Source organism: Caulobacter sp. GW822-FHT01G02, from assembly GCF_058802865.1.
This window is the reverse complement of sequence record NZ_JBXAON010000008.1, coordinates 51,973-78,582: the sequence shown is the minus strand read 5'-3', so window position 1 is coordinate 78,582 and position 26,610 is coordinate 51,973. Positions and strand designations below refer to the sequence as shown.

Here is a 26,610-nt window from a genome sequence, read left to right as displayed (position 1 = left end):
CCTGACATCGTCGCTCTCGCCCCAGAGCGACACGTTCTTGGCCAATGCGCGCCATAACCGCGCTCTGGTCGACGCCCTCCGCGCCGCTGTCGGCAAGGCAAGCCTGGGCGGAGACGCGCGCGCTCGAGAGCGCCATGTCTCTCGCGGCAAGCTGCTGCCGCGCGACCGCGTCGATCGGCTCCTGGACCCCGGGTCGCCTTTCCTGGAGATCGGCCAGTTGGCCGCCAACGGCATGTACGCGACCGCCGCGGACGCCGAAGGCGCGCCAGGCGCTGGGATGATCTGCGGCATTGGCCGAGTGGCGGGGCGCCAGGTGATGATCGTCTGCAATGACCCGACCGTGAAGGGCGGCGCCTATTTTCCGATGACGGTGAAGAAGCACCTGCGCGCCCAGGAGATCGCCGAGCAGAACTATCTGCCCTGCGTCTATCTGGTCGACAGCGGCGGCGCCAACCTGCCCCATCAGGCCGAAGTGTTCCCCGACCGCGAGCACTTTGGCCGCATCTTCTTCAACCAGGCGAACATGTCCGCCAAGGGCATCCCGCAGATCGCCTGTGTCATGGGCTCCTGCACCGCCGGCGGCGCCTATGTCCCAGCGATGAGCGACGAAACGGTCATCGTCCGTAACCAGGGCACCATCTTTCTCGCCGGGCCGCCGCTGGTGAAGGCGGCCACGGGCGAGGTCATCTCGGCCGAGGATTTGGGCGGGGCCGACACCCACGGGCGCAAATCCGGCGTCGTCGATCATGTCGCCGACAATGACGAGCACGCCCTGACCATCGTTCGCGACATCGTCTCGACCCTGCCGCCGCAGGCCACGCCGCCGATCAACCTTTCGGTCGTACAGCCGCCGAAATACGCGGCCGAGGAGCTTTATGGCGTGACGCCGCAGGATGTGCGCGCCCCCTACGATGTGCGCGAGGTGATCGCCCGGATCGTCGACGGCTCGGCGTTCCACGAGTTCAAGGCGCTGTACGGCGCGAGCCTGGTCTGCGGCTTCGCCCACATCTGGGGCCTGCCCGTGGCGATTCTGGCCAACAACGGCGTCCTGTTCTCCGAAAGCGCCCAGAAGGGCGCGCACTTCATCGAGCTGGCCTGTCAGCGCAAAGTCCCGCTGCTGTTCCTGCAGAACATCTCGGGTTTCATGGTCGGCGGCAAGTACGAAGCCGAGGGCATTGCCAAGCATGGCGCCAAGCTGGTCACGGCCGTGGCCACGGCCAGCGTGCCGAAGATCACCGTCCTGATCGGGGGCTCGTTCGGCGCTGGCAATTACGGCATGTGCGGGCGGGCCTACAGTCCGCGTTTCCTGTTCACCTGGCCCAATTCGCGGATTTCGGTGATGGGTGGCGAACAGGCCGCCAGCGTGCTGGCCACCGTCCACCGCGACGCGGCCAAGTGGACGCCCGAGGAGGCCGAGGCCTTCAAGGCGCCGATCCGTCAAAAGTACGAAGACGAGGGCAACCCCTACTACGCGACCGCCCGACTGTGGGACGACGGCATCATCGACCCGGCTCAAACGCGCGACGTGCTGGGGCTGGCCTTGGCCGCCACGCTGAACGCGCCCCTGCCCAAACGCCCCGCGTTCGGTGTGTTCCGGATGTGACGTCCATGATCGAGTCCCTGCTTATCGCCAATCGCGGCGAGATCGCCTGTCGCATCATCCGGACGGCCCGGGCGTTGGGCGTGCGCACCATCGCGGTCTATTCCGACGCTGACGGCGCGGCCCTGCATGTGCAGCTCGCAGACGAGGCCGTGCATATCGGCCCGTCGCCGGCTCGAGAATCCTATCTGCTTGGCGAGCGCATCATCGCCGCCGCCAAAGCGACCGGGGCCCAGGCCATTCACCCAGGCTATGGCTTCCTGTCTGAGAACGCCGACTTCGCCGATGCGGTGCAGGCCGCTGGCCTGATATGGGTCGGCGCGCCCGCGTCTTCGATCCGGGCCATGGGTCTCAAGGATTCGGCCAAGGCGTTGATGCTCGCCGCTGGCGTGCCCGTGACCCCCGGCTACATGGGCGACAACCAAGATCCCGACCACCTCAGAGCACAGGCCGACGCCATGGGCTATCCGGTCCTGATCAAGGCCGTCGCGGGCGGCGGCGGCAAGGGTATGCGCAAGGTCGAGGCCTCCGCCGAGTTCCTCGATATGCTCGCCTCATGCAAGCGGGAGGCGAACGCGTCGTTCGGTGATGCTCGGGTCCTGATCGAGAAATACATCCTGTCGCCGCGGCACATCGAGGTGCAGGTCTTTGGCGACACTCACGGCGACGTCGTGCACCTGTTCGAACGCGACTGCTCCTTGCAGCGACGCCATCAGAAGGTGATCGAGGAGGCGCCTGCGCCGGGCATGACGGCCGATGTACGCCAAGCCGTCTGCGCGGCGGCGGTAAAGGCGGCCAAGGCCGTCGACTATGTTGGGGCCGGCACGATCGAGTTCATCGCCGACGCCTCGGACGGCCTGCGGTCCGACCGCATCTGGTTCATGGAAATGAACACACGGCTGCAAGTCGAGCATCCGGTGACCGAAGCGATCACGGGTCAGGACTTGGTCGAGTGGCAACTGCGGGTCGCCTCGGGCGAGCGCCTTCCCAAGCGCCAGGACGAACTGCAGATCACCGGCTGGTCCATGGAGGCGCGCCTCTACGCCGAGAACCCGACCGCCGGCTTCCTGCCTTCCACGGGGCCGCTGACAAGGCTGCGGCTGCCCGGCGATATCCGCATCGACACGGGGGTTTACGAAGGCGGTGAAGTCACGCCGTTCTACGATCCAATGATCGCCAAGCTGATCGTCCATGCGCCGACGCGCCAGGCGGCGGCCGCCAAGCTCGCCGCCGCCGCCGGTCAGGTTCAAGTCTGGCCCGTCCGTACGAACGCCGCCTTACTGGCGCGGGCGGCGGCCGATGACGACTTCGTGGCCGGCAGAGTCGATACGGGCTTCATCGAGCGCGGCCTGTCCGCCCTGGTCCCAGCCGCCGAACCCTCCGCAACGATCCAGGCGGAAGCCGCCTCGGCGCTCCTTTCGGCGCCCATGGGCCGCCCTTGGATTGACCTGACCGGCTTTCGAGCCAACGGGCCAGCTCAGCGCCGCGTCGCGGTCGACGTGGCGGGCTCTATTCACCTTGCCGAGCCTGCGCCGGAGGCCAGAGGCCAGGTTACGTCGATCGATGGGCGCGACGTCCTGTTCCTCGACGGCGAAGCTTGGTCCATCGGTCCAGGCCGCGTGGACGGCGTCGGCGACGGCCGCGCGTCAGACGGCGCGATCCTCAGCCCCATGCCTGGGAGGGTGATCGCGGTTGATGTCGAAGCGGGACAGACGGTGTTGCGTGGCCAGAAGCTTCTGACGCTGGAGGCCATGAAAATGGAACATGGCATGATCGCGCCTTTCGATGGCGTCGTTCGCACGCTGGTGGTCAAGGCCGGCGACCAGGTCGGGGAGGGGGCGCTGCTGGCGCGCATCGAGACGGGGGCGGACTGATGGCTGGGCGCCACTTCGAGGACTGGACCATCGGCGACCGCATGGCGCATGACATCCGCCGCACCGTGACCGAGACGGACAACCTCCTGTTTTCGGTCATGACCCACAATCCGCAACCGCTGCATCTGGACGCCGAGGCGGCCAGGGCGAGCGAATTTGGCCGTATCCTCGTCAACGGCACCTTCACCTTCGCCCTGATGGTCGGCCTTTCTGTGGGCGACACGACGCTGGGTACGCTTGTCGCCAACCTCGGATACGACATGCTGGTCATGCCCGCGCCGGTGTTCATCGGCGACACCCTGCGCGCCGAGACGGAGGTCGTGGGGCTCAAGGACAGTCGATCGCGACCCCTCGCCGGTTTGGTAACCTTCGCGCACAAGCTACTGAACCAGCGTGACGAGGTCGTTTGTTCGTGCCAGCGCACGGCTCTCGTGGCTCGACGCCCATGAAATTGCGATCACTCCTATTCGTCCCCGGCGACCGGCCGGAGCGCTTCGACAAAGCCGCCGCCTCCGGCGCCGATGCGATCATCCTTGATCTTGAGGACGCCGTGGCGCCGGCGCGAAAGGCCTTCGCCCGGCAGGCGGTCGCCGACTATTTGGCCGCGGCCGTCGGTGGCGTCGTTCGCTTAGTCCGCATCAATCCGGTGGACAGCCCATGGCTCCGAGCCGACCTGCAAACCGCGGCGGCAAGCCAGGGACTGGTCCTGCCCAAGGCCGAAGGCGTCGAGACCTTTGACCGCCTGGATGCGGCCGCAAAGGATCTGTCGCTGCCGCCGATCCTGCCGATCGCGACGGAAACCCCTTTGGCCGTGTTCCGAATGGCCGAGTACGTCCGCTTCGCCGATCGTCTGCTCGGGCTGACCTGGGGGGCCGAGGACCTGCCCGCCGCCATAGGGGCTGCCGGAAGCCGCGACGCCGCGGGGCTGCTCACCGCGCCCTACCAATTGGTCCGCACGCTCAGCTTGTTCGCCGCCCACGCCGCCAAAACCCTGGCGATCGAAACGGTCTATCCAAATATCCGCGATCTGGACGGCCTGGCCGCCTACGCCGCAAGGGGCGCTTTCGATGGCTTCTCGGGCATGATGGCGATCCATCCGTCTCAGGTCGAAGCCATAAACCTGGCGTTCACGCCGACCGCCGAGGCGCTTGATCAAGCCCGATCGGTTGTCGCGGCTTTTGCCGAGACGCCCGGCGCCGGCGCGGTGCAATGGAACGGACGCATGTTGGATGCGCCTCATCTCAAGCAGGCCCTACGTCTTCTTGGCGAGGCGTGAGGATGGGTCCAGATAGGCGTCTCGGAACATCAGCAGGCGCCGTGCCGGTCGGGACGCCGAAGACGCCGCGGGCGCTTGCGTCCGCCGGCGCGATGGCGGCGCAAACTATGAAAGGCGAGTCATGAGCACGGTTATCATCGGGGCGGGTCATGCGGGAGGCGCCGCCGCCGCCGTTCTTCGACAGCTCGGCCATGACCAGCCCATCATTCTGATCGGTGAGGAGCCTCACCCGCCCTATCAGCGCCCGCCGCTTTCGAAAGGGTGGCTTAAGGGCGAGGTTGGCGAGGATGGTCTGCTGCTTCGGCCCCGCGCGTGGTACGCCGAAAATCAAGTCGAGCTGCGAACCTCGACCCGCGTGGTGAACATCGATCGCCAGGCGCGACAGCTGACGATGTCGACCGACGACACCCTCTCCTACGACACTTTGATCCTGGCGACGGGCTCGCGGGCGCGAAAGCTGGTGTTGCCCGGCAGCGATCTGAAGGGCTTCCTTGAACTGCGCACGATCGAGGACGCCGAAGCCATCAAGGCCTGGTTCCGTCCGGGCTTTCGGCTTGCGATCATCGGCGGCGGCTATGTCGGCCTGGAGGTCGCGGCCTCAGCGCGCCAGCTGGGCGCCGAGGTCGACGTGCTCGAGCGTGAAGACCGCCTTTTGGCCCGGGTCGCGGGGCCGGTGATGTCGTCGTTCTTTCGCGACGTTCACGAGCAGAATGGCGTCCGTTTTTACTTTGGCGTTGCGGTCGAAGGATACGAGGGGCTGGATGGGCACGTGTCGGGGGTGAGGCTTTCAGGTCGGCCGCCGCTCCATTGCGATGCGGTGTTGGTTGGCGTTGGCGCCGTTCCAAACGATGACTTGGCGGTGGCTGCGGGCTTGGCGTGTGATGATGGCGTGATCGTGGATGGCCGAGCGCGGACCTCGGATTCTCGCGTCTTCGCCATCGGTGACGTGACGCGTCGGCCCATGACGTTCTACGACAGGACCTTGCGTCTGGAGAGCGTGCCCAATGCGCTGGAACAGGCGCGCCAAGCCGCCGCCGCCATCGTCGGCGCGCCCGAGCCAAAGCCCGAGACGCCGTGGTTCTGGTCCGATCAATACGACATCAAGCTGCAGATCGGCGGCATGCCGTTCGACGTCGACGCGGTAGTTTTGCGCGGCGATCCGGCGGCGCGCAAGTTCTCGCTGTTTCACCTCTCCAAGGGTCGTGTCCAGGCGGTGGAGGCGATCAACAGCCCGCCGGAATTCATGGTCGGGCGCCAATGGCTGGCGTCGCGTCGCGAGGTGGATCCCGCTCGCCTGGCTGACGTCTCGATCCCAATCAAAGAAGTCTAGCGCCACCCGCGCCGGGCGCTTGAAAGCTCGGCTTCGGCCGGAATAAAATTCTTATATTAGAATCGAATTCTCGCATCGGCGTCGCGATGCGTGGGGAGAGCCATCACATGAAGATCGGGATCAGCGGCGCGGGCGGCAAGCTCGGGGCCGGCGTCGTGGATGAGCTTCTGCGCCGCGGCGGCCATGACGTCGTGGGCATATCGCGCACGCCGTCGAACCTCTCCGCGCCCGAAACGCGGTTCGGCGACTATGATCAGCCGGAAAGCCTTACAGCCGCCTATGCCGGCCTTGACCGTCTGCTGATCATTCCAACGACAGCGCTCGCGCCTGGCCAACGCGCCAGGCAGAATATCGCGGCGATCGACGCGGCGAACCGAGCCGGTGTCGCGCATATCGCCTTCATGTCCTCGTCCGGCGCGAGGGCCAGGCCCGAGCCGGACGTCTGGGCTTCGTACTTCGCCACCGAGCAGCATCTGATGCGCACCGCGGCGCGCTGGAGCGTTCTGCGAATGAACTACTATATCGAATCCTTCGCGGACGAGGCGCGGCGCGCGTTCGACCAGGGCGCCCTCGTCGGGCTTGGTGAAAGCAAGGTCGCCTTTGTCTCGCGCGCGGACCTTGCCGCCGCCGCGGCCGGACTCCTGGCAGGGGCCGGACACGAGGGCGCCATCTACACCGGGACCGGCCCGCGGACATGGTCGGTCGCCGAGCGTCTGGACCTGATCGTCAGGCTCAGCGGAAGGCCGTTGGCCTCAACAGTGCTGACCCCCGAGGCGTTGCGCGCCGGCCTGAGCCAGAGCGGTCTTCCGCCGCATGTTGTCGAGGTCGCGCTGTCCATTCGGCAAGGCTTCGTCGATGGCGGTTTCGACATTGTCACCGGCGATATCGAAAGACTTGCTGGGCGTCCGCCGCAAGCCATGGAAGACGCCCTCCGCGACGCCTTCTAGGGCGCCGATCGCCTTCGATCGACAAACCGTTCAGGGCGTGTCGGGACGATCCGCGGACATCTGAGCGCGATGCCGCTCGAAATGATCCGGTCGCCTCTCGACCCAGACCCCTTCGGCCGTGGCCCGATCCTGGTGCTCGCCCTCGAGGCGCAACGCGCCCGCCATGGTGATACGCCGTCCCTCACGCGACAGGACCCGCGTCCTTAGGATGAGCGGCCGCGCAACCGGGACGGGCATGAGGAAGCTGACCGAGAGCGTGGCGGTCACACTCTTGACGCCGCGATGGGTCAGAAAACGGCCCAGGACATCGTCGAAAACGCCGGCGATCCATCCGCCGTGCGCAACTTCCGGACCGCCGTCGAAATCGGCGGGACATTGTACGAATGCCACCCCCTCTTCGGGAGACGTGGCGTTAAATAGGTCGGCCCCGAACCGGCAGCTTCTGTCCCCGACCCGGCAGCCCCTGCAGAGCGCGATGCGTTCATCAACCAAGGCTTACCCTTCCAAAGGTTTTCGGATCGCGCTATGCGAAACGTCATTTGAATATCAGAATGTATGGAAGCGTCCCGCCGCAGCGCTGATGTTTCGCTTTCAGTATGATTCTGATAGTGAATTGCTTGAATTTGGCGGTGTTCGTCGAAGATGGAGTGCGCATGGCGCGATCAGCAGTGGGCACGGTCTCCCGCGACGATGGGGAGAGCCTTGACGGAGGGGGGAGCGACCTTTCCGAAAAGACGGTGATCGTCAAACCCGCGGCCAATGCGATCCGTATCCTGAAATTTCTGGTCGAATCGGGCGGGCCGACACGGTCGGTGACCATCTCGCGGAGCCTTGGGCTCAACGCCAGCACCTGCTTCAACATCCTTCGCACTCTGGTGCTGGAGGATGTCGTCGAGTTCGATCCGCTCACCAAGACCTATACCGTGGGCGTTGGTTTGACGACGCTGATGGGCAATCTGTTGACCGAGGGTCAACGTGTGGCGACCGCCACGCCGCAGATGCGCGACCTGGCCGATCGCTTCAACATCACCGTGACCCTGTGGAAGCGACTGGGGCCCGACAAGATCATTCTGGTCAAGAGCGTGCCGAGCCCGGCGAACGTTCGCATTGAAATGGCCGAAGGCCAGCGACTGCCTGTGCTCATGGCCTCGACGGGCCGGATCATGGCGCCGCACCTGGGCTGGACGCGAAAGGACCTGAAGACCGCGTTCAAGGCTCTGCGTTGGCAGACACCCCTGACCTTCGAGGACTACTGGGAACAGGTGGAGGTCGCCGAGAGGCGCGGCTGGGCCAGCGACCCGGGCTACTTCACCAAAGGGGTGCAGACCATCGCCGCCCCGGTGTTTGACCGAACCGGCGATGTGGCCTTCAGCATCGTCGGGGTGATGCTGCTTGGCCAGTATGAAGACGCCGCGCTCGAAGAGATTGGCACTGCCCTGCGCGACGCTGGCCGGCGCCTGACCAGCGCCTTGACCTGATCGCCGCGTCATCAACGATCGCCTAGGCCGGCTCGGGTCTTCCAGTCCGGCGGCGGGGCTTCATCGGCGGCGAAATCGAGCTCGACTTCGACGCCGTTCGGATCGAGCAAGAACAGCTGCCAGAAGCTGAACGGGCGGGGCGTGCGGATCACCCGATAGGTTAGGCCCGCCGCGGTGATGCGCGCGGCGGCCGCCTGAAAGCCCTGCGCGAAGAAGGCCATGTGGTCCAATGCCCCGCGCCGCGGCTCGGGCATGCGCGTCGTCTCGACGATGTGCAAAAGCGGATGATCGCCGACATAGAGCCACGCTCCGCCGACGCCAAAATCGGGCCTTGGCCCCATCGTCAGCCCGAGCATGGCGTAGAAATCGAGAGTCTCGGTCAATCGGTCCGTCATGACGGTGAAGTGGTCCATGCGGACGATCATCGACTACCCCGCTTTTTTGCCGCCATGCCGAGATGACGATGGCAGGTATTTTCTAGACACTTTTGCGATTTTTGTTATAGAAAGAAATTCTGAATGGCGGTGGCGGTCCAAAAGCCCTGCCCGGTTGAGAGGCGGCGACAAGCCGCCCTTTTGGAAGCGAGGAAAGCCAGATGACAGTCGATGACATGATCCTTGTGAGCGTGGACGACCACGTCATCGAGCCGCCGAATGCCTTTACGCCACACTGGCCGCAGCACCTGAAAGGCCGCGAGCCGCACATCGAAGAGCGCGACGGTCGCGACGTCTGGATGTTCGAGGAAAAGGCCTCCGGCTACATGGGCCTCAATTCCGTCGTCGGCCGCCCGAAGGAAGAGTACGGCATGGAGCCGCTCAACTACGCGCAGATGCGCCGCGGCACGTGGGACATCAAGGCGCGCGTTGAGGATATGGACGCCAACGGCATCCTGGGTTCGATCTGCTTCCCGACGTTCCCGGGGTTCGCCGGCGCTCGGTTCCAAACCGCCTCGAAGCAGGATCCCGAGGTCGCCCTGGCGGCGATCCGGGCCTACAATGACTGGCACTTCTATGACTGGGCCGGCGCCGCGCCCGGCCGTTTCATCCCGCTTATGCTGACGCCGTTCTGGGACATGCAGGCGGCCGTCGCCGAAGTGGAGCGAATGGCGAAGCTGGGCGTCCACGCCCTGTCGTTCTCGGACAACCCGGCGCTTGCGGGCTGGCCCTCGCTGCATGACGCCTATTGGGATCCGCTCTGGAAGGCCTGCGCCGACAATCAGGTGGTTATCTGCTGCCACATCGGCACGGGCTCGGCGGCCGCGCACGCGTCGGACCTGTCGCCCATCGACGCCTGGATCACCTCGATGCCGATCTCGATCGCCAACTCGGCGGCCGACTGGATCTGGGCGCCGATGTGGAAGAAGTACCCCACGCTGAAGATGGCCCTTTCCGAAGGCGGCATCGGTTGGATTCCCTACCTGCTGGAACGCGCCGATTTCACCCACGGCCACCACAATGCCTGGACCAATTCGAATTTCGGCCCCGGCGTGATGCCCAGCGACATCTACAAGAAGCACATCATCAGCTGCTTCATCGAAGACAAGTTCGGTCTGGCCAACCTCGACTACATCGGCGAGGACATGGTCATGTACGAATGCGACTATCCGCACTCGGACTCGGTCTGGCCGCACTCGGCCGAGAAGCTGTGGAACGACGTTCAGCACCTGTCGCGTGAGACGATCGACAAGATCACCCACATCAATGCGATGCGCGAATTCTCCTATGACCCGTTCTCGGTGCTGAAGAAGGAAGATTGCACCGTCGGCGCCCTGAAGGCGGCGGCCGCGGCCGTCCCGGTTCATACTGATCCGCTGCTCGGCCTCGGGGGCGCTGCGCCCAAGCGGGAAGCCGGCAAGCCGGTGACCTCGGGCGACATCAACCGGATGTTCGCGAACGCTTCTGCGGAATCGACGGTCTCGGGCCGCCGCTAGACGGCCCGGCCGGAGATCAAGGCGCCCGCCGGAACAGCCACCGGCGGGCGTTCTTATGTCCGCTTTCCCTCGATCCAGCGCCCCGCGCGCCCGAGCAAGCGCACGGCGTTGCCATGCAGGCGTTGGCCGATATCCATCGGGGCCTTGCCGGCGCAGGCCCGCGCGTAGCTGCCTTCCAGGATCAAGGCCAGCTTGTAGCAAGCAAACACCCGGTACCAATTCAGGTTCGACAGATCCGAACCCGTCAGCCGGCCATAGACCTCAACCAGTTCCTCGGACTCCGGAAAGCCCTCCCACGGCTCGACGACGATCGTCGTCTGGCTCATGTCTCCGCCCGGACCCGGCCAGGTCGCCAGGAGCCAGCCGAGATCGACCAGGGGATCGCCGATCGTCGACAGCTCCCAGTCAATGATGGCTTCGATGACCGGCGCGTCCTGACGAAACAGCACGTTCTTGAGATGAAAGTCGCCATGCATCAGGCCGGGACGAAAGGTCCTGGGCCGATGTGCTTCCAACCAGTCGCCGATGGGGCCGACATCGGGCAGGCCGACGGCGCCGGGCCAGCCTGGGAACTCACCGTAGCTTTCAAGCTGCGTCAGCCAGCGACGCGCCTGGCGTTCCAGAAAGCCATCCGGTTTGCCGAAGTCGGCAAGGCCGACCGCCGCATAGTCGATCAGCGCGACGCGGGACAGGCCGTCAACAACCGACAGGCCCATAGCGCGCCGCGCCGCGGGCGACCCGGCGTGCAGGGGCGGCATGCCCACCGCGGCGTTGAATCCCTCAAGCGGTTCCATCAGGTAGAACGCCGCCCCGAGCACCGAGGCGTCGTCGCACGCGGCGATCAGGCCGGCGTGAGGCACGTCCGAGCCCTTGAGCGCCTTGAGCACGCGCGCCTCGCGCCTCATCGTATCGCTGCCGTCATGGCGCGGATTGGCGGGCGGACGGCGCAGGACGTACCCGCGACCGCTTCGGTTGAAGCGTAGCAGGACATTCTGCGAGCCGCCGGTTAATTGAGCGACGTCGACGATGGGGCCCGAACCCAAACCTTCGCCATCCATCCACGCGGACAGGGAGTCGAGGTCGACCAACTCGAGACCGTGGGGACGATCGATGGTCATGCGACCGCCGCCCTCAGACCCGCCTCGCCGCCGGTCAGGCCAAGCTTGCTCAGCGCCGCCTGACGACGCGCGGGCAGATGGTAATCCGGAAAGAGACCCTGCGAACGCTTTCGGCCTCGCAGGAGCTGCTTGGCCAGGGTCACCTTGTGAATGTCGGTCGGTCCGTCCGCCAAACCGACCTGGAACGAGTCCAGCACCATCGCCGCCAACGGCGTCTCGTTCGACAGTCCCAAACAGCCGTGGACATAGACCGCGCGCGCGGCGATGTCGTGGAGCACCTTGGGCATGGCCGCCTTGACCGCCGAAATGTCGCCACGCACCTTGTTGTAGTCCTGCTCGCGATCGATCTTCCAGGCCGTGCGCAGGACCAGCAGGCGAAATTGCTCGAGTTCGATCCAGCTGTCGGCGATCTTCTCCTGAACCAGTTGCTTGTCGGCCAGCAGCTCGTTGCGCGTGATGCGCGACAGGGCGCGATCGCACAGCATGTCGAACGCTTGGCGGGCTTTTCCGATCGTTCTCATGGCGTGGTGAATACGACCGCCGCCCAATCGAACCTGGGCCACGACAAAGCCGGCGCCGCGGCCGCCCAGCATATGATCGAGCGGAACGGCGACATCGGTGAAGCGCAAATAGGCATGGGCCGGATCGCGATCGCCGTAGCCGACATTGCGAACGATCTCGAGCCCGGGCGCGCCCTTGGGAATGATGAAGACCGAAAGGCGTCGATGGGGAGGAGCGTCGGGCTCGGTAACGGCCATGACCAGAAAGAAACTCGCGTAGCGGGCGTTGGTGGCGAACCATTTCTCGCCGTTGAGCACCCATTGATCGCCCTTCAGGACCGCGCGGGTCGAAAAGGTCGTCGGGTCGGCGCCGCCCTGCGGTTCTGTCATCGAAAAGCAGGAGACGATGTCATTGGCGAGCAGGGGCTGGAGATAGCGCGCCTTCTGTTCGGCGGTGCCGTAGACTGCGAGAATTTCGGCGTTGCCGGAATCGGGCGCCTGGCAGCCAAAGACGGTCGGCGCGAAGATCGAGCGCCCCAGAATCTCGTTCATCAAGGCCAGCTTGACCTGGCCATAGCCAGGCCCTCCCAGCTCAGGGCCAAGGTGACAGGCCCAGAGACCCCGCGCCTTGACCTGTTGCTGCAGCGGACGAACGAAACGTTGGTTCAGGGGGTTGTCGACGTCGAATGGGCTTTGCAAGACGAGGTCGAGCGGCTCGACCTCATCGCGGACAAAGGCGTCGATCCAGGCCAACTGCTCGGCAAAATCGGGGTCGGTTTCGAAGTCCCAGGCCATTGGCCGCCTCCGTTCATACTTGATTGTCAGGACAGGGTGCGGCCGCCATCGACGACGATCGTCTCGCCCACGATGTAGGAGGCCAGCGGAGACGCCAGGAACAGCGCCACGCCCGCGACCTCCTTGGGAAGGCCCAGGCGCTTGAGGGGAATGCCCCTTAGGCGTTCCTGGAGGCGGTCGGGGTCGGAGGTGGTGACCGCGGTCATCTTGGTGGCGATCAGGCCCGGCGCGATACCGTTGACGCGAATGGCGCGTCCGGCCCAGGCGTCGCCCAGCGTCCGCGTCAAATGGATCGCGCCGGCCTTGGACGCCGAATAGGCTGGATTGCCGCGCGTGGCGCGTAGGCCGCCCACCGAACTGATGATGATCAGGCTTCCGGCCCGCGCCTCGAGCGCCGGCGCCAGCTTCTGGGCGCAGGCAATAAGGCTGGTCAGGTTAACTTCCACCACGTGGCGGAAGGTGTCGGCCTCGAACTCCTTGCGCCGGTACTCCACCGCCCCTTGGGACAGGATCGCGACGTCAACAGCCTCAAAAGGCGCGGTCCATTGGTCGATCGCGCCGGGCGTGGCCAGATTCAGGCTGGAAAATTCAAACGGCTCCAGGGCCGAAGCGCCATCGCCATAGGCGGCCTTGTTCGCACGAGTGCCCGTTATGGCGACTGTCGCGCCGCGCCTGGCGAACTCTTGCGCGCAGGCCAGCCCGATCCCGCTCGATCCGCCAATGACGAGCACGCGCTTTTCGGTGAAGTCGAGATCCACGAGAGGCCTAAAACGATTGAATGAAACGGTTGCTTTATTTCCCATGCCTGGGATAAACCGTCAATCCATGAAAGCCGACATCGCCAGGGACGCGATCAAGCGGGCCGCTCAGAGCCTATTCGCCGCGCGGGGCGTGGACGCTGTCTCCGTGCGCGAAATCCTGACGGCGGCCGGCCATCGCAACGGCGCGTCGCTGCATTACTATTTCGGGTCCAAAGACGACTTGGTTGAGCAGCTGGTCATCGACGGCGCGCGTCTGATCGATGAGCGCCGCAACGCCCGGCTCGATGCGCTGGAAGCCGATGGCGGGCCTCATGCGCTGCGAGACGTGATGGAGGTGCTGATCCTGCCGTCCACCGACCTCGGCGAGGGCGGAGGGGAGGGGGACTACCTGCGGTTCATCAGCACTTTCAGCCTGCAAAACCGAGTGGCTTTCGACGCCATCGTCGCTGATGGCTGGAACCGGGGCTATCAGCGGTGCCTGGATCATATCCGGCGGCTTTCCGCCTTGCCGCAGGAGATGCTCGAGCGCCGGCTGGTGTTCCTGAGCTTGGGGCTGCGCGCGATCATGACGGCGCGAGAAGCGGCGCTGGCCGCGCATCCCAATCATGCGTTCTGGGGCGCTGCTACGCTGGAGGATCTGGTCGAGACGCTCGTGGGCATGGTTACGCCCGAGCCCGGCGTCTAGGTGCGCGCGGTGCGCCGCATGGACTCGAAATGAGTCTTCCCGTTTAGAGTTCAGAATGAAATTCGTGTATCAGATTTTTTCTTGCGATGTCTCCCGCCTCTGACTAGCATCGCGGCAGATCGCCCGATCGGGCAGATCCAATGGCTCCAACGGATTTCGCCACAGATGCGAAGACGAGAGCGGGGGAGAGATCTGAATGACCAATGCGAGAGCGAGCGTATCGCGCGGAGTCCTGGCCTGGGCCTTGGCGTCCATGTTGTCGGCCCCAGCCCTTGCCCAGGTTCAGGCGCAGGCTCCGGCGACCGAGGAGTCCGCCACCGGTCTCGACAGTATTGTCGTCACCGCCCGCCGTCGCGACGAGGCGCCGATCTCGGTGCCGGTGTCGGTGACAGTCCTGGGCGCGGCGCAGCTCAAAGCTCTCGCTGTTGACAGTCTGCAGGACCTGCGCGCGGTGACGCCCGGCATCACCGTAGGGGAGGTGTCGGGGGGCGTCGGCGGAACGGTGGCGTTGCGCGGTGTCGGCACGACGGCGGGATCAAACCCGACCTTCGAGCAGACGGTGGCGGTCAATGTCGACGGCATCCAGCTCTCGCGCGGCGGGGCGGTGCGCATTGGCCAGATCGACATGGAGAAGATCGAGGTTCTTCGGGGACCGCAGGCGCTGTTCTTCGGCAAGAACAGCCCGGCCGGCGTCATCTCGATCACCACGGCCGACCCGACCTCGACGTTGGACGCCGAGGTGCGCGGCGGCTATGAGTTCAACGCTCGGGAGCGTCAGCTTGAGGCGATGATCTCTGGACCGTTGACCAGCACGCTCGGCGCGCGCTTGGTCGTCTACGGCGCGGATATGGACGGCTGGCGCACCAATATTGCCGACAGCGCCGCCACCGCTGCGAACGCGATCCGGTCGGGCTCGGTGACCGGATCGACGAACCGAGGACCGCAGCAAAAATTCTTCTTCACGCGCGCCACCCTGAAGTGGCGGCCGACCGAGGCCTTCGACGCGCGGCTCAAGCTCAGCTACGCCGACAACAAGGGGATCGGCTACAATCAAGCGGGCGGGTTCCAGCGGATCTACTGCCCCAATGGCGCGCCCCAACTGGCGCCGCAGGCCACGGCCCTGAATGGCGGCGCGGCCAACCCGGCCTTGGCCGCAGCGTTGTCGGTCGACAACTGCCGCGCCGACGCGACCTACGCCAATGGCAACATCAACCCGGCCTTTCTGGTCGGCTCGCCCGAAGGGTTCACGGATCCGGACGGCGCTGGCGACTACAGCCAGCAACTCTATTCGTTGGAAATGAACTATCGGCCGAGCGATCGGGTAACCCTGACATCCGTCACCGGCTGGGCCAAGAACAAGGATTTCCGCGTCGACACCTACGCTGTCGCGCCTTCCGACGCGGTGGCGGCCAACGACTTCACCGGCAATACCGGCTACACTCAGTTCACCCAGGAGGCGCGTCTGGCCACGGACCTGTCCGGGCCGGTCAACTTCCTGGTCGGAGCCTTCTACGAGGACTCCGATCTGCAGACCTACACCCGCAACGTGCTGGCGGGCGCGCCGCTCTTCCTGCACGACATCGACGGCAAGACCCGATCGGTGTTCGGCCAGGCGATCTGGGACATCACGGGCAAGCTTGAGCTGGCCGGCGGTCTGCGCTGGAGCAAGGAGACCAAGGATTTCGCGGTGACCCGGGACGGGGCGCCGCAGCCGGTGTCGCCCGCCTCGGCGGATTTCAAGAACACCTCGCCCGAAGTGACCTTGACCTGGCGGCCGACCACACGGCTCACCCTCTACGGGGCCTACAAGCAGGGCTTCAAGTCGGGCGGCTTCGCTGCGGCCACCAATACCGGCGCCGCCTTCACGACGCCGCTGAACGCGCTCTATCTGCCGGAATCGGCCGAAGGGGTCGAAGGCGGCGTTAAGGCGCTTCTGTTTGACGGGGCGTTGCGCGTCAACACCGCCGCATACGACTACGACTATACCAACCTGCAGGTGAACTCCCTCGACAACTCTAGCGGCGTGCCGGTGATCCGCGTAAACAACGCCGGTGCGGCGACCGTAAAGGGTGTGGAGAGCGACTTCACCTGGAGGCCGGCAGGCGCGCCGGGTCTGACGATCCGCGGCGCGGCCAACTACAACGACGCCAAGTACACTGACTTCCTGGCGACCTGCTACATCGGCCAGACCATCGCCGAAGGGTGCAACCTGCTGATCAACCCGACCACTGGGCGCTACACAGGCCAACAATTGGCGGGCCAGCGCATGGTGAACGCGCCCAAGTGGACCGGGTCGTTGGGCGCGGCCTACACCGGCCAGAGCGGTTTCAAGGGAATCGAATGGGGCATGAACGTCGACGGCCTCTACAAGTCCCAATACAATCCTCATCCTGAACTTCATCCTGGCGCCCTGCAGGATGGGGTGGTTTTCCTGAACGCTGGCGTTCGCGTGTTCCGCAGCGACCATCGGTGGGAGCTGGCGCTGGTGGGGCGCAACTTGACGGAAAAATATCGGGTCGACGTCGCTTCCAACGTGCCCCAGACCGGGATCTCTACCCGAACGGGGTCGGCCCTGACCGGGGGGCTCGCCGACCTGAGCGGCAACGTCAATCGCGGTCGCGAGATCATGCTGCAACTGACCGTCCGACCGTTCTGAAAGGACTGGCCGCGCCGTCCCGCGGCAGGAGAACACGCCGCGGTTCGGCTTGCAGGCCGGACCGCGCAGGCGTCTAGAACCGGCCGAATGAGGCCAACGGAGGGTGAAGCCGATGCGTTTGGTCACATTTGAATCCCAGGGCCGTCGCCGGGCGGGGGCCTTCATCGAAGGCGATAGCCGGATCGTCGACTTGGCCGCCGCGCATCAGCAGCGGCATGGAGACCATGCGGCTGAACTGGCTGATATCCTAGCGTTGATCGAAGGGGGAGACGACGCGCTCGACAAGGCGATGGAAGCGGTCAAGTCCGCGCCGGAGACGGCGATCCTGACCCGTGCGGACGTCAAGCTGAGGGCGCCCATCCAGCCACCGCCCCAAATGCGCGACTGCAGTTGCTTTGAGCTGCACCTGCGCCAATGCTATTCGGCCGCGCGCGAGATGCGGGCCAAGGCCAAGGGCGTCGAGGTGATCGCAGACACCGGGCCCTCGCCAGCCGAACAACGGATTCTCGACCTCTTCGCCAAACAGCCGATCTATTACAAGGCCAACCGCTTCTCGGTAGTCGGCTCCGAGGAGGCGGTGATCTGGCCCTCCTATTCGCGCAGTATGGATTTCGAGCTCGAGTATGGCTGCTACATCAAGAAGCTGGCCAAGGACGTTCCGGCGGAGAAGGCCGGCGACTACATCTTCGGTTACACGATCTACAACGATTTTAGCGCCCGCGACGCGCAATCCGTTGAAATGATCGGTCAGCTGGGGCCGGCCAAGGGCAAGGATTTCGACACCGGCAACGCGATGGGGCCCTGCCTGGTCACAGCCGACGAAATGCCCAACCCCTACGACCTGACCATGATCGCGCGGGTCAATGGCGAGGAATGGGGTCGGGGTAACACCAGTACGATGCATTGGAAGTTCGAGGATCTGATCGCCTATATCTCGCGGTCGGAGACGCTGTATCCGGGCGAGTTCCTGGGATCGGGCACGATCGGCAACGGCTGCGGCCTGGAGGCCCAGCGGTTCCTGAAGCCGGGCGACGAGGTCGAATTGGACGTCGAAGGGATCGGCGTGCTGCGCAATCGGATTGTCAGGCCCGCCTAGACCAGGCCGCCATAGGCCCCGCCGTCCAGTTGCAGGTTCTGGCCGGTGATATAGCCCGCGCGATCCGAGCACAGGAAGGCGCAGGCGTCACCCACCTCCGAGGGGCGCCCGAACCGGCCAGCGGGGATCGCGCCGATCATTTCGGCGCGGGCCGCGGCCTCGTCGACCTGGCGCGCGCGGGCCAGGGATCGGGTCATTTGCGCCAGTCGATCGGTCTCGATCTTTTCGGGTAGGATGCAGTTGACGGTGACGCCGTCGCTGGCGGCCTCGCCGGCGAGGGCCTTGCAGAACGCGGTCAGTCCCGCGCGGGGTCCGGTGGACAGGGCCATCGGGAATTTCGGGGTCTTGACCATGGCCGAGGTGATGGCGACCACGCGGCCAAACCCCCTCTGGCGCATGCCGCCGATCACCGCCTGGATCAACAGGATCGGCGAGATCATCTTGGCCGCGACGACATCGCTCCAGGCCGCCTCGGTCCAGTCCGCCAGTCGGCCAGGCTTGGGGCCGCCGCTGTTGCAGACCAGGATGTCGGGCTCGGGGCAGGCGATCAGCGCCGTCGTCCGTCCTTGCGCTGTGTCGATGTCGGCGAGGATCGTATGCGGCCGCCGCCCGGTCAGGGTCTCGATCTCGAGGGCCGCCGCCTCCAGGCGATCGGCGTCCCGGCCGTTGATCCACACCTCGACGCCTTCGACGCTCAACGAGATGGCGCAGGCCTTTCCAAGGCCCGACGACGAGGCGCAGACGAGCGCGCGCTTTCCGGCGATGCCAAGGTCCATGGGCGTGCTCCAGATCGCCCTCAGAGCGTGCGGGCGATGATTTCCTTCATGATCTCGGACGTGCCGGCGTAGATGCGGGCAACGCGCGCATCCACCCAGGCGCGTCCCACGTCGTATTCACTCATATAGCCGTAACCGCCGTGAAGCTGGAGGAGTTCATCCAGCAACTGGCCGTGCAGTTCGGCGCTGGTCAGTTTGGCCATGGCGGCGGTCTCGGCCGTCAGCTGGCCGTCGAACAGCTTCTGCAGGCAGTCGTCGATGAAGACGCGCAGCATCTGGCTCCGCGCTCTCACTTCGGCCAGCTTGAACCGCGTATTCTGGAACTCGAACAGCGGCTTACCGAAGACGATGCGGTCCTTGGTGTAGGCGATGGTCTTGTCGAGCATCGACTCCACCGAGGCGGCGGCGCGGATGCCGATGATCAGCCGCTCCTTGGCCAGCTCGGTCATCAGACAGCCGAAGCCCTTGCTTTCCTCGCCCAAGCGGTTTTCGACCGGCACCCGCACGTCCGAGAAGAACAGCTCCGAGGTGTCCTGGCCTCGAAGACCGACCTTCTCCAGCTTCTTGCCCTTGTCGAAGCCGGGCGTTCCCGCCTCGACGCAGAACAGGGTGATGTCCTTTGGGTTGGCTTGGCCCTCGACCTTCGCCGCGACGATCGCCAAGCCCGAATTGATACCGTTGGTGATGAAGGTCTTCTGGCCCGACAGGATGTAGTGGTCGCCGTCCCGGACGGCCTTGGTCTTCATGCCGCGCAAGTCGCTGCCGATCTGCGGTTCGGACATGGCGATGACCGCGATCAGGTCGCCGCTGATCAGGCGCGGCAGCCAGCGCGCCTTCTGCGCGTCGGTGCCGTAGTTGACCAGATAGGGCACGGCGATGTCGGAGTGGGTGGTAAAGCCGACGGCCGTGGCGTTGACCCGCGCCAGCTCTTCGATCAGGACCGCACTGTGACCAAAGTCACCGCCGGGGCCGCCGTATTCTTCGGGCGCGGTGACGCACAGCAGACCCTGCTCGCCGGCTCGAAGCCACAACGATTGGGGCACGATGCCATCGCGTTCCCACTGAGCGTGATGTGGAACGATCTCGGTCTCGACGAACCGCCGGACCTGATCGCGGAACATTTCGTGGTCGTCGCGGAACACCTTGCGCATGGTCATGACTCGTCAGTTGTCCGTATAGGCGGCGGGACGCTTTTCGATCATCGCCGCGACCGCCTCGGCATGGTCCGACGTATGATGGGCCAGCGCCTGATAGGCCGATGACAATTCTAGCAGCGAACCCAAGCGCATATGTTGACCTTCACGCAGAAGGCGTTTGGTGAGGCGAAGCGCGTGGCCAGGGCTGCTGGCGACTCGATGGGCCAGCGCCAGCGCCGTGGAGAGGAGCGCCTCCGGCTCGGTCAGCTGGGTCACCAGCGTCCAATCCAGAGCGGTCTGAGCGCTCAGCGCGTCGCCGGTCAAGGCCATATGGCTGGCGCGCGGCATGCCCACGATCCGGGGCAAGAGCCAGGCGCCGCCGTCTCCCGGGACAATGCCCAGTTTGACGAAGCTCTCGGCGAAGGTCGCCGTCTGCGAGGCGATGCGGATATCGCACATGCAGGCCAGATCGAGCCCCGCGCCGATCGCGTGTCCGTTGACGGCCGCGATGACCGGCGTCTCGAGTTCGTACAGCGCCATCGGGATGCGCTGGATGCCGTCGCGATAGCGATTGCGCAGCCGGTAAGGCGAGCCTTCGAAGATGCCGGTGCGGTCGCGCATCGCCTTGATGTCGCCGCCAGCGCAGAAGGACGCGCCCGCGCCGGTCAGCACGACGACGCGAACCGAAGGATCGCCGCGAACCTCCTCGCAGGCGTCCTCGATCTCGAACATGTCCTCGGGCTTGCTGAAGGCGTTACGCGCCTCGGGCCGATTGAGGGTCCAGATAGCCACGGGGCCCTCGCGGGACTTCAGCAGGAAATCGGTCATCAGTGGTCTCCGCAAAAGGCCGCGGTCACGAGCGGCCAAAGGCCCTCGTCGCCTCGCGCCGCGAGGATGCGTCCCAGTTGGTCGGTCCAGAAGGCGTCGGACCCATATTCGGCGCGCCAAGCCCACAGGCGGCGCGTCAGGAAGTGCAGGCTGTGTTCATGGGTGAAGCCAATGGCGCCGAAAACAGCGTGGGCGATCGCTGCGCCCTCGCCCGCGGCCTCGCCGGCCACGGCCTTGGCCGAGGCGGTGGTCACGCGCTGGGCGCTGGGCGCGGCCATCAGGAAGGCGGCCTCCGATGCGGCGACGGCCGCGGCCGCTTGGGTCGCCAAAACCGCCAGCTGCTGCTGGACGGCCTGGAATTTGCCGATGGGGCGGCCGAATTGGACGCGCTCGTTGGCGTAGTCGGCGCTGAGTTCGGTCAGGCGACCCAGGGCGCCGGCCATCTGCGCCGATCGCAACATGGCGCCGCCGAGCATCACCGTATCCGTCTCGGCCGAGGCGGCCGCCTCGGCGACCTTGGACCTGGCGGCCAAGGTGACCGTGTCGCGCGGTTCGCCCGCGACATTGTTGCCGGGCGCGACAACGGCCTCGGTCAGGGCGTGCAGCGAAATGCGCCCTGCGCGCGGGTCATGGAGCACCAGCCATTGCGCGTGGCGTCCCCAGGGGACATCGGCCAAAGGCCCGTCGGCCACGCCGCTGGCGAAGACGACGGGCCCGCTCTCGGGAGGGGGCAGCCCCGCCGCGGCCAGCAGGGCGTTGGCCAAGATAGTCTCGGGCAGGGGGACGGGCGCGGCGGCGGCGCCGCAAGCGCGAATGACGACGAAAATATCGGTCCAACTTGCGCCCGCGCCGCCCTGGTCCTCGGGCACGGCGGCGAGCGGAAGGCCTAGTTCCTCGATTTTGGCCCACAGATCGGCCGGCCAGGCGCCGGCTTCCGCCGCGCGCAGGGCGTCCGGTGTTACGGCGTCGGCCAAGAGCCGTTCAATACTGTTCTGAAGCAAGGATCGCATCACCGAACCCCCAGGCCGCGCGCGAGAATGCCGCGAAGGATTTCCCGCGTGCCGCCCCGCAACGAGAACGAGGGCGCCATGCTTTGGACAATGGCCAGGACCCGGCGCGTGGTGGCGGTCTTGGCGCCGGGCGGCAGAGAATCGATCAACCGCATCGCCACCTCGACCGTGTCCTGCTCGTAGCCGGTGCCGATATCCTTCACGCACGAGGCGGCCCAGACAGGATCGTGGCCGGCCGCCAACTGCGCGGTGACCGAGATCGACATCGACCTTAGAGCCACCAGCCAGGCCGCCAGGCGCCCGATCTCGAAAGCCTGGCGAGCGTCCGGTTCGGGACCCACCGCCGCGACAAGGCAGCGGAACAGCGTCATGGCGCTTAGAAAGCGCTCCGGACCGCTCCGCTCGAACGCCAACTCCGAGGTGGCCTGCGCCCAACCCTCGCCCTCGACCCCGATCAGAGCGTCGGCGTCCAGCCGCACGTCCTCGAAAGTGACCTCGTTGAAATGTTCGTGGCCGGACAGATCCTTGATCGGTCGTATCATCACGCCGGGAAGCGCGAGATCGACGAGAAACTGAGATAAGCCGTCATGGCGTTCGCTGGCGGCGTCGGTGCGCACCAAAGCGATCATGGCTTGGCATCGGTCGGCATTGGTGGTCCAGACCTTGCGGCCATTCAGCAGCCAGGCGCCGTCGCCCTGACGCTCAGCCTTCGTGCGCACCGAAGCAAGGTCCGAGCCCGACGCAGGCTCGCTCATCCCAATACAGAAGTACATTTCGCCGGCGCATATGGCCGGGAGAAAACGTTGCTTCTGAGGCGGCGTGCCATGGCGCAGCAGGAGAGGCGCGCTTTGCCGATCGGCGATCCAATGGGCGGTGACAGGCGCGCCCGCCGCCAGGAGCTCCTCGTTGACCACGAACCTTTCAAAAGGCGAGGCGTCGTGGCCCCCGTATTCCTTCGGGATGCTCAGGCCGAGCCAGCCTTTCGCGCCCAAGGCGCGGCTGAAATCGGGATCAAAACCCATCCACGACAGGGCGCGTTTTTCCGCCGGATAGGTCGCGCCCCATTTTGCCAGAAAGTCGCGAACCTCCGCGCGCAACGGCTCCAGGCCTGGCGGCAAAACAGGCGGGCCGAACTGATCAAGCAGGTTCACGAGGGCTCCCCAGGGACGTTGGATCGGCTCTCTTTGGAGCGACTGGACTTATACACGCTAGAATATCGTTCTGAACAGAGAATTTTGTTTGCGGCCGGGTCGAGTTTCCCCTTACTGTTCAGCGGGCGATGCGGCGGTGAATCCGTCGCGCACGGGAGGAGCAGCGTCTGACGCGACCGGCGGCGCCGGCGGTCATCGGCGCATCGGCGCTCGCGACAACGCGAGCGGTCCGGTTCAACAAGGGGAAGACATTTTGGCCAAGGTAGCAGTGGTAGGCGCTGGCCTGATGGGCGTGGGGATCGCGCACGCGTTCGCGTCCTCGGGGCACCAGGTGCGCCTGATCGATGTTTCATCCGAGCAGTTGGCCAAGGCCGAAAAGACGATCGCGGGCATTCTCGCCGACGGGGTTCGGCTTGGTAAGGTCGACGAAGGCGTCGCGGCCGCCGCCCTGGCGGCGCTGACGACCTCCGAGAGCGTGTCCGACGGGGCGGTCGGCGTCGATCTCCTGGTCGAGACCGTTTCGGAAAATCTGGCGATCAAGATCGATGTGGTGCGTAAGGCCGAAGCCGTCATGGCCCCGACGGGCCTGATCGCCACCAACACCTCCGCGCTCAGCGTGACCGAGATCGCGGCCGCCTGCCAGGACCCGACGCGGGTCATCGGCATGCACTTCTTCAACCCCGTCCAGAAGATGAAGCTGGTGGAGCTGGTTCGCGGGCTGGCCACCACGGACGAAGCCGTGGCGCTATGCCGTGACTATGTCGCCCAGCTGGGCAAGACCGCGATCGTCGTCAACGAAACGCCCGGGCTGACCACGAGCAGGATGTCGGCCATGGCCGGCAACGAAGCGATGTGGATGCTGCAAGAAGGCGCCGCGAGCGCCGAAGACATCGACACCGCCTTGAGGATGGGCTTCAACCACCCCATGGGACCACTCGAACTGGGCGACCTTACCGGCTGGGATACGCGCCTGTCGGTGCTGCACTATCTGCACGCCACCCTCGGCGACAAGTTCCGGCCCTGTCCGCTGATCATCAAGATGGTCAAGGCTGGCCGCTACGGCCGCAAGGTCGGCTGGGGCGTCTACAAGTACGAGAATGGCGTGAAGGTGCCAGGCTCGGGAATGCGCGGGAGCCAGCTGTGAACCCGGTCTATGTGGTCGCCGCGGTGCGTACGCCGATCGGCCGGTTCCGGGGTGCGTTGGCCGGGGTGCGCGCCGACCACCTGGGCGCCCACGCGCTGAATAAGCTGGTCGCCCGCGCCGGCGTGGGCGCAGAACACATCGACGACGTGATCTTCGGATGTGTCACCCAGATCGGCGAGCAGTCGGCAAACATCGCGCGGACCTCGCTGCTCGGCGCGGGCTGGCCCGAGAGCATTCCAGCCATGACGGTGGACCGAAAGTGCGGATCGTCGGAAGCCGCGATCCATATCGGCGCGGCTCAGATCGCCGCTGGCGTGAGCGACCTGGTCGTCGCCGGCGGCGCCGAGGCAATGTCGCGCGTGCCGATGGGATCCAATCGAGCCATCCATGGCGAGGCGTTCGGCTGGATGGTTTCGGATCGCTACGAGACGACTTCGCAGGGCGAGGCGGCCGAGCGGATCGCTGATAAGTATGGCTTTGATCGTGACGTGTTGGACGATTTCGCCGCCGAGTCCCATCGCCGCGCCGCCGCCGCCACGGACGCCGGGCGCTTCGTCGCCGAAACCGTCGCCGTTCCGGTCGCCGAGCTCTGCGAAAAAGACTGGGAGGGGCCGCGTGACCCTCTCGAGGCCGACCAGACCATCCGCCGCGACACCAGCCGCGAGAAACTTTCGACGCTGAAAACCAGCTTCCGTGAGCAGGGGCGCATCACCGCGGGCAACGCTTCGCAAATCTCCGACGGGGCGGCGGTGGTGCTGCTCGCCTCTGAAGCCGCCGTCAAACGCTTCAACCTGACTCCGCTGGCGCGAATCCGCTCCGTCGCCGTCGTCGGGGCGGATCCGACCCTGATGCTGGAGGGCCCGATCGCCGCCAGCCGTAAGGCGGCGGCGCTGGCGGGTCTCGCGTTTGACGATATCGCGCTGTTCGAGGTCAATGAAGCCTTCGCCAGCGTGCCGATGATGTGGATGCAGGCGACCGGCGTGGACGCCGATCGACTGAACGTCAACGGCGGGGCCATCGCCTTGGGCCATCCGTTGGGCGCGACGGGCGCGCGGATCGCCACCAGCCTGATCCACGAGTTGCGCCGCACCGGCCAACGATACGGGCTGCAGGCCATCTGCTGCGCTGGCGGCCTGGCGACCGCCACCGTGTACGAAAATCTGGACGCGTCGGCCGCGCCCGCGGTCGTATGACTATGCCCAAACTCACCTACTACTATACGCCCACGACCTGCTCTCTGGCGTCCCATGTCGCGCTCGAGGAGTCGGGGCTGCCGTTCGAAGCCAGCCGGGTGCGGCTTCACGATCCCGAGGCGGTCGAGATCTGGCGACGGACAAACCCCGCGGGCGGGGTGCCCGCGCTGATGTGCGACGAGCGTCTGCTGACTGAGAACGTCGCCATCCTCCACCATGTCGCGCATCTGGCGCCGCACGCCCAGCTTCTGCCTGACGATGGGTTCGATCAGGCCAGCGCGCTGTCTCTGACCGCCTGGTTCGCGAGCACCGTCCACATCACTGGCCGGATGGCGAGAGCCCCGTTCCGCTTCACGCCTGACCAGACGACCCATGAGGCGCTGAGCGCCGAGGGGCGACGTCGGTTCGAAGCCAATCTGCGGAAGGTCGACGGGTTGCTGACCGGTCGAGACTGGCTGGTGGGCGATCGCCTCTCGGTCGCCGACGCCTATGCGCTGGTGTTCTACGCCTGGGGCGTCGCGGGCGACTATCCGATGGCCGAGTTGAAGCATTTTTCAGCGCTAGCGCGTCGCATGGCCGAACGGCCTGGCGTTCAGCGCGCCATGGCGCGCGAGAAGACGCCGCCATTTCCGTCTTGAGCAACGAAGAGGCCTGCCATGACCAATGTCGTCATCGTCACCGGAGCGTCCGGCGCCTTGGGTCGGGCCGTGGTCATGCGTTTGAAGGCCGACGGCTTCGCCGTCGCGGCCGTGGACGCCGCGCCCGTCATGGAGATCGATGCGGATCTGGTGCTGCCGAAGGTGGATCTCGCCGACGCCGCGGCGGTGGGGGCGGCGTTTGAGGCCGTGGCGTCGACCTTGGGGTCGGTGAACGGGTTGGCCAACATCGCCGGCGGCTTCGTTTGGGAGCCAGTCGTCGGTGGCGAAGCCGGCACCTGGGATCGCATGTTCCGCACCAACCTTCTGACGGCCGCCCTGGCCAGCCGCGCGGCGCTTCCCAGTCTGCTGAAGCAGGGGGGCGCGATCGTCAATGTCGGCGCGGCCGGCGCCATCGATCCAGCGACCGGCATGGCGCCCTATGCCGCCTCCAAGGCCGGGGTGATGGCCATGACCCGGAGCCTGGCGGCCGAACTTCGCGGCACGGGCGTTCGCGTCAACGCCATCCTGCCGACGATCCTCGACACGCCGACCAATCGCCAGGATATGCCCGACGCCAACCCCGCCGAATGGATCAAGCCGGCCGACGCGGCGGAGGTCATCGCCTTTCTGCTGTCTGACGCCGCCGTGGCGATCAACGGATCCGGCATTACCCTGGCCGTTTCCTAGG

Annotated in this window: 25 protein-coding genes; 15 read left to right on the top strand and 10 right to left on the bottom strand. The window is 65.8% G+C overall.

Features of this window, described 5'->3' with window-relative positions; genetic code table 11:
• The first annotated feature begins 1 nt into the window (after position 1).
• From AC1RNC_RS21775 to AC1RNC_RS21750, 6 genes are all read left to right on the top strand, one after another.
• The gene (locus AC1RNC_RS21775) at positions 2-1,603 is read left to right on the top strand and encodes a carboxyl transferase domain-containing protein (protein WP_492888358.1); all 1,602 of its coding nucleotides are present in this window, start codon (positions 2-4) and stop codon (positions 1,601-1,603) included.
• Positions 1,604-1,608: 5 nt separating this feature from the next.
• Positions 1,609-3,474 carry an acetyl/propionyl/methylcrotonyl-CoA carboxylase subunit alpha gene (locus AC1RNC_RS21770; protein WP_492888299.1) on the top strand — a complete coding sequence of 622 codons (1,866 nt, stop codon included), beginning with the start codon at positions 1,609-1,611 and terminating at the stop codon, positions 3,472-3,474.
• Entirely contained in the window at positions 3,474-3,923 is a 450-nt protein-coding gene (locus tag AC1RNC_RS21765; protein WP_062099341.1) for a MaoC family dehydratase, read from the top strand. The genes AC1RNC_RS21770 and AC1RNC_RS21765 overlap by 1 nt, the downstream gene beginning before the upstream one ends.
• Positions 3,920-4,750, top strand: a complete 831-nt coding sequence (locus AC1RNC_RS21760; protein WP_062099339.1) for an HpcH/HpaI aldolase/citrate lyase family protein — start codon at positions 3,920-3,922, stop codon at positions 4,748-4,750. The genes AC1RNC_RS21765 and AC1RNC_RS21760 overlap by 4 nt, the downstream gene beginning before the upstream one ends.
• Positions 4,751-4,871: 121 nt before the next feature.
• Positions 4,872-6,080 carry an NAD(P)/FAD-dependent oxidoreductase gene (locus AC1RNC_RS21755; RefSeq protein WP_062099337.1) on the top strand — a complete coding sequence of 403 codons (1,209 nt, stop codon included), beginning with the start codon at positions 4,872-4,874 and terminating at the stop codon, positions 6,078-6,080.
• Positions 6,081-6,187: 107 nt separating this feature from the next.
• Positions 6,188-7,027 carry an NAD(P)H-binding protein gene (locus tag AC1RNC_RS21750; protein ID WP_062099335.1) on the top strand — a complete coding sequence of 280 codons (840 nt, stop codon included), beginning with the start codon at positions 6,188-6,190 and terminating at the stop codon, positions 7,025-7,027.
• Between the two features lie 30 nt (positions 7,028-7,057).
• Here AC1RNC_RS21750 and AC1RNC_RS21745 read toward each other — a convergent pair whose 3' ends face one another.
• A complete protein-coding gene (locus AC1RNC_RS21745) occupies positions 7,058-7,519 on the bottom strand; it encodes a hotdog domain-containing protein (protein WP_197425302.1) in 462 nt (153 codons plus the stop codon).
• A gap of 137 nt (positions 7,520-7,656) precedes the next feature.
• On the opposite strand from AC1RNC_RS21745, the gene AC1RNC_RS21740 reads away from it, so the two are divergent.
• Positions 7,657-8,505: an IclR family transcriptional regulator gene (locus AC1RNC_RS21740; protein ID WP_492888357.1), complete on the top strand. Its 849-nt coding sequence runs from the start codon at positions 7,657-7,659 to the stop codon at positions 8,503-8,505.
• A gap of 11 nt (positions 8,506-8,516) precedes the next feature.
• Here AC1RNC_RS21740 and AC1RNC_RS21735 read toward each other — a convergent pair whose 3' ends face one another.
• Positions 8,517-8,930 (bottom strand): VOC family protein, encoded by a 414-nt coding sequence (locus AC1RNC_RS21735; RefSeq protein ID WP_295106389.1) that lies wholly within the window; start codon positions 8,928-8,930, stop codon positions 8,517-8,519.
• Between the two features lie 170 nt (positions 8,931-9,100).
• On the opposite strand from AC1RNC_RS21735, the gene AC1RNC_RS21730 reads away from it, so the two are divergent.
• The gene (locus AC1RNC_RS21730; RefSeq protein WP_062099327.1) at positions 9,101-10,435 is read left to right on the top strand and encodes an amidohydrolase family protein; all 1,335 of its coding nucleotides are present in this window, start codon (positions 9,101-9,103) and stop codon (positions 10,433-10,435) included.
• 53 nt (positions 10,436-10,488) lie between these two features.
• On the opposite strand, the gene AC1RNC_RS21725 is transcribed toward AC1RNC_RS21730, so the two are convergent.
• The 3 genes from AC1RNC_RS21725 to AC1RNC_RS21715 are packed head-to-tail and all read right to left on the bottom strand — an operon-like array spanning position 10,489 to position 13,606.
• Positions 10,489-11,553, bottom strand: a complete 1,065-nt coding sequence (locus AC1RNC_RS21725; RefSeq protein WP_062099326.1) for a phosphotransferase family protein — start codon at positions 11,551-11,553, stop codon at positions 10,489-10,491.
• Positions 11,550-12,848, bottom strand: coding sequence for an acyl-CoA dehydrogenase family protein (locus tag AC1RNC_RS21720; RefSeq protein ID WP_295106393.1), 1,299 nt, complete (start codon positions 12,846-12,848; stop codon positions 11,550-11,552). The genes AC1RNC_RS21725 and AC1RNC_RS21720 overlap by 4 nt, the downstream gene beginning before the upstream one ends.
• Before the next feature lie 26 nt (positions 12,849-12,874).
• A complete protein-coding gene (locus AC1RNC_RS21715) occupies positions 12,875-13,606 on the bottom strand; it encodes an SDR family NAD(P)-dependent oxidoreductase (protein WP_295106395.1) in 732 nt (243 codons plus the stop codon).
• Between the two features lie 67 nt (positions 13,607-13,673).
• Between AC1RNC_RS21715 and AC1RNC_RS21710 the strand changes: the two genes are divergently transcribed.
• The 3 genes from AC1RNC_RS21710 (at position 13,674) to AC1RNC_RS21700 (ending at position 18,046) form a co-directional block, all read left to right on the top strand.
• Entirely contained in the window at positions 13,674-14,294 is a 621-nt protein-coding gene (locus tag AC1RNC_RS21710) for a TetR/AcrR family transcriptional regulator (RefSeq protein ID WP_158235513.1), read from the top strand.
• Positions 14,295-14,490: 196 nt separating this feature from the next.
• Complete coding sequence (locus AC1RNC_RS21705) at positions 14,491-16,950, top strand: TonB-dependent receptor (protein ID WP_492888298.1); 2,460 nt, start codon at positions 14,491-14,493, stop codon at positions 16,948-16,950.
• 112 nt (positions 16,951-17,062) lie between these two features.
• Positions 17,063-18,046 (top strand): fumarylacetoacetate hydrolase family protein, encoded by a 984-nt coding sequence (locus AC1RNC_RS21700; RefSeq protein WP_492888356.1) that lies wholly within the window; start codon positions 17,063-17,065, stop codon positions 18,044-18,046.
• On the opposite strand, the gene AC1RNC_RS21695 is transcribed toward AC1RNC_RS21700, so the two are convergent.
• From AC1RNC_RS21695 to AC1RNC_RS21675, 5 genes are read right to left on the bottom strand one after another with little or no spacing between them, the layout of a single operon-like run.
• Positions 18,043-18,822, bottom strand: a complete 780-nt coding sequence (locus AC1RNC_RS21695) for an SDR family oxidoreductase (RefSeq protein ID WP_062099318.1) — start codon at positions 18,820-18,822, stop codon at positions 18,043-18,045. The genes AC1RNC_RS21700 and AC1RNC_RS21695 overlap by 4 nt on opposite strands.
• Before the next feature lie 20 nt (positions 18,823-18,842).
• Positions 18,843-19,973, bottom strand: coding sequence for an acyl-CoA dehydrogenase family protein (locus AC1RNC_RS21690; protein WP_062099372.1), 1,131 nt, complete (start codon positions 19,971-19,973; stop codon positions 18,843-18,845).
• A gap of 12 nt (positions 19,974-19,985) precedes the next feature.
• Positions 19,986-20,786, bottom strand: coding sequence for a crotonase/enoyl-CoA hydratase family protein (locus AC1RNC_RS21685; RefSeq protein ID WP_062099316.1), 801 nt, complete (start codon positions 20,784-20,786; stop codon positions 19,986-19,988).
• Positions 20,786-21,796: an acyl-CoA dehydrogenase family protein gene (locus AC1RNC_RS21680; RefSeq protein ID WP_099582594.1), complete on the bottom strand. Its 1,011-nt coding sequence runs from the start codon at positions 21,794-21,796 to the stop codon at positions 20,786-20,788. Before AC1RNC_RS21680 ends, AC1RNC_RS21685 begins: the two co-directional genes overlap by 1 nt.
• Entirely contained in the window at positions 21,796-22,947 is a 1,152-nt protein-coding gene (locus tag AC1RNC_RS21675) for an acyl-CoA dehydrogenase family protein (protein ID WP_295106404.1), read from the bottom strand. Before AC1RNC_RS21675 ends, AC1RNC_RS21680 begins: the two co-directional genes overlap by 1 nt.
• Positions 22,948-23,200: 253 nt before the next feature.
• Between AC1RNC_RS21675 and AC1RNC_RS21670 the strand changes: the two genes are divergently transcribed.
• Genes AC1RNC_RS21670 through AC1RNC_RS21655 form a run of 4 tightly spaced genes read left to right on the top strand, consistent with a single transcriptional unit; the run spans position 23,201 to position 26,609 of the window.
• A complete protein-coding gene (locus AC1RNC_RS21670; protein WP_082749720.1) occupies positions 23,201-24,091 on the top strand; it encodes a 3-hydroxyacyl-CoA dehydrogenase in 891 nt (296 codons plus the stop codon).
• Positions 24,088-25,284, top strand: coding sequence for a thiolase family protein (locus AC1RNC_RS21665; RefSeq protein ID WP_062099309.1), 1,197 nt, complete (start codon positions 24,088-24,090; stop codon positions 25,282-25,284). The genes AC1RNC_RS21670 and AC1RNC_RS21665 overlap by 4 nt, the downstream gene beginning before the upstream one ends.
• The gene (locus tag AC1RNC_RS21660; protein WP_082749719.1) at positions 25,281-25,922 is read left to right on the top strand and encodes a glutathione S-transferase family protein; all 642 of its coding nucleotides are present in this window, start codon (positions 25,281-25,283) and stop codon (positions 25,920-25,922) included. The genes AC1RNC_RS21665 and AC1RNC_RS21660 overlap by 4 nt, the downstream gene beginning before the upstream one ends.
• An 18-nt stretch (positions 25,923-25,940) precedes the next feature.
• On the top strand, positions 25,941-26,609 hold the full coding sequence (locus AC1RNC_RS21655) for an SDR family NAD(P)-dependent oxidoreductase (RefSeq protein ID WP_062099305.1): 669 nt from the start codon (positions 25,941-25,943) through the stop codon (positions 26,607-26,609).
• Position 26,610 lies beyond the last annotated feature (1 nt).

Coding starts and splice junctions, on each gene's coding strand:
- AC1RNC_RS21770 (WP_492888299.1), top strand. CDS start 1,609: ATGATCGAGTCCCTGCTTATCGCCAATCGCGGCGAGATCGCCTGTCGC.
- AC1RNC_RS21765 (WP_062099341.1), top strand. CDS start 3,474: ATGGCTGGGCGCCACTTCGAGGACTGGACCATCGGCGACCGCATGGCG.
- AC1RNC_RS21760 (WP_062099339.1), top strand. CDS start 3,920: ATGAAATTGCGATCACTCCTATTCGTCCCCGGCGACCGGCCGGAGCGC.
- AC1RNC_RS21755 (WP_062099337.1), top strand. CDS start 4,872: ATGAGCACGGTTATCATCGGGGCGGGTCATGCGGGAGGCGCCGCCGCC.
- AC1RNC_RS21750 (WP_062099335.1), top strand. CDS start 6,188: ATGAAGATCGGGATCAGCGGCGCGGGCGGCAAGCTCGGGGCCGGCGTC.
- AC1RNC_RS21735 (WP_295106389.1), bottom strand. CDS start 8,930: ATGATCGTCCGCATGGACCACTTCACCGTCATGACGGACCGATTGACC.
- AC1RNC_RS21730 (WP_062099327.1), top strand. CDS start 9,101: ATGACAGTCGATGACATGATCCTTGTGAGCGTGGACGACCACGTCATC.
- AC1RNC_RS21725 (WP_062099326.1), bottom strand. CDS start 11,553: ATGACCATCGATCGTCCCCACGGTCTCGAGTTGGTCGACCTCGACTCC.
- AC1RNC_RS21720 (WP_295106393.1), bottom strand. CDS start 12,848: ATGGCCTGGGACTTCGAAACCGACCCCGATTTTGCCGAGCAGTTGGCC.
- AC1RNC_RS21710 (WP_158235513.1), top strand. CDS start 13,674: ATGAAAGCCGACATCGCCAGGGACGCGATCAAGCGGGCCGCTCAGAGC.
- AC1RNC_RS21705 (WP_492888298.1), top strand. CDS start 14,491: ATGACCAATGCGAGAGCGAGCGTATCGCGCGGAGTCCTGGCCTGGGCC.
- AC1RNC_RS21700 (WP_492888356.1), top strand. CDS start 17,063: ATGCGTTTGGTCACATTTGAATCCCAGGGCCGTCGCCGGGCGGGGGCC.
- AC1RNC_RS21695 (WP_062099318.1), bottom strand. CDS start 18,822: ATGGACCTTGGCATCGCCGGAAAGCGCGCGCTCGTCTGCGCCTCGTCG.
- AC1RNC_RS21690 (WP_062099372.1), bottom strand. CDS start 19,973: ATGCGCAAGGTGTTCCGCGACGACCACGAAATGTTCCGCGATCAGGTC.
- AC1RNC_RS21685 (WP_062099316.1), bottom strand. CDS start 20,786: ATGACCGATTTCCTGCTGAAGTCCCGCGAGGGCCCCGTGGCTATCTGG.
- AC1RNC_RS21680 (WP_099582594.1), bottom strand. CDS start 21,796: ATGCGATCCTTGCTTCAGAACAGTATTGAACGGCTCTTGGCCGACGCC.
- AC1RNC_RS21660 (WP_082749719.1), top strand. CDS start 25,281: ATGACTATGCCCAAACTCACCTACTACTATACGCCCACGACCTGCTCT.
- AC1RNC_RS21655 (WP_062099305.1), top strand. CDS start 25,941: ATGACCAATGTCGTCATCGTCACCGGAGCGTCCGGCGCCTTGGGTCGG.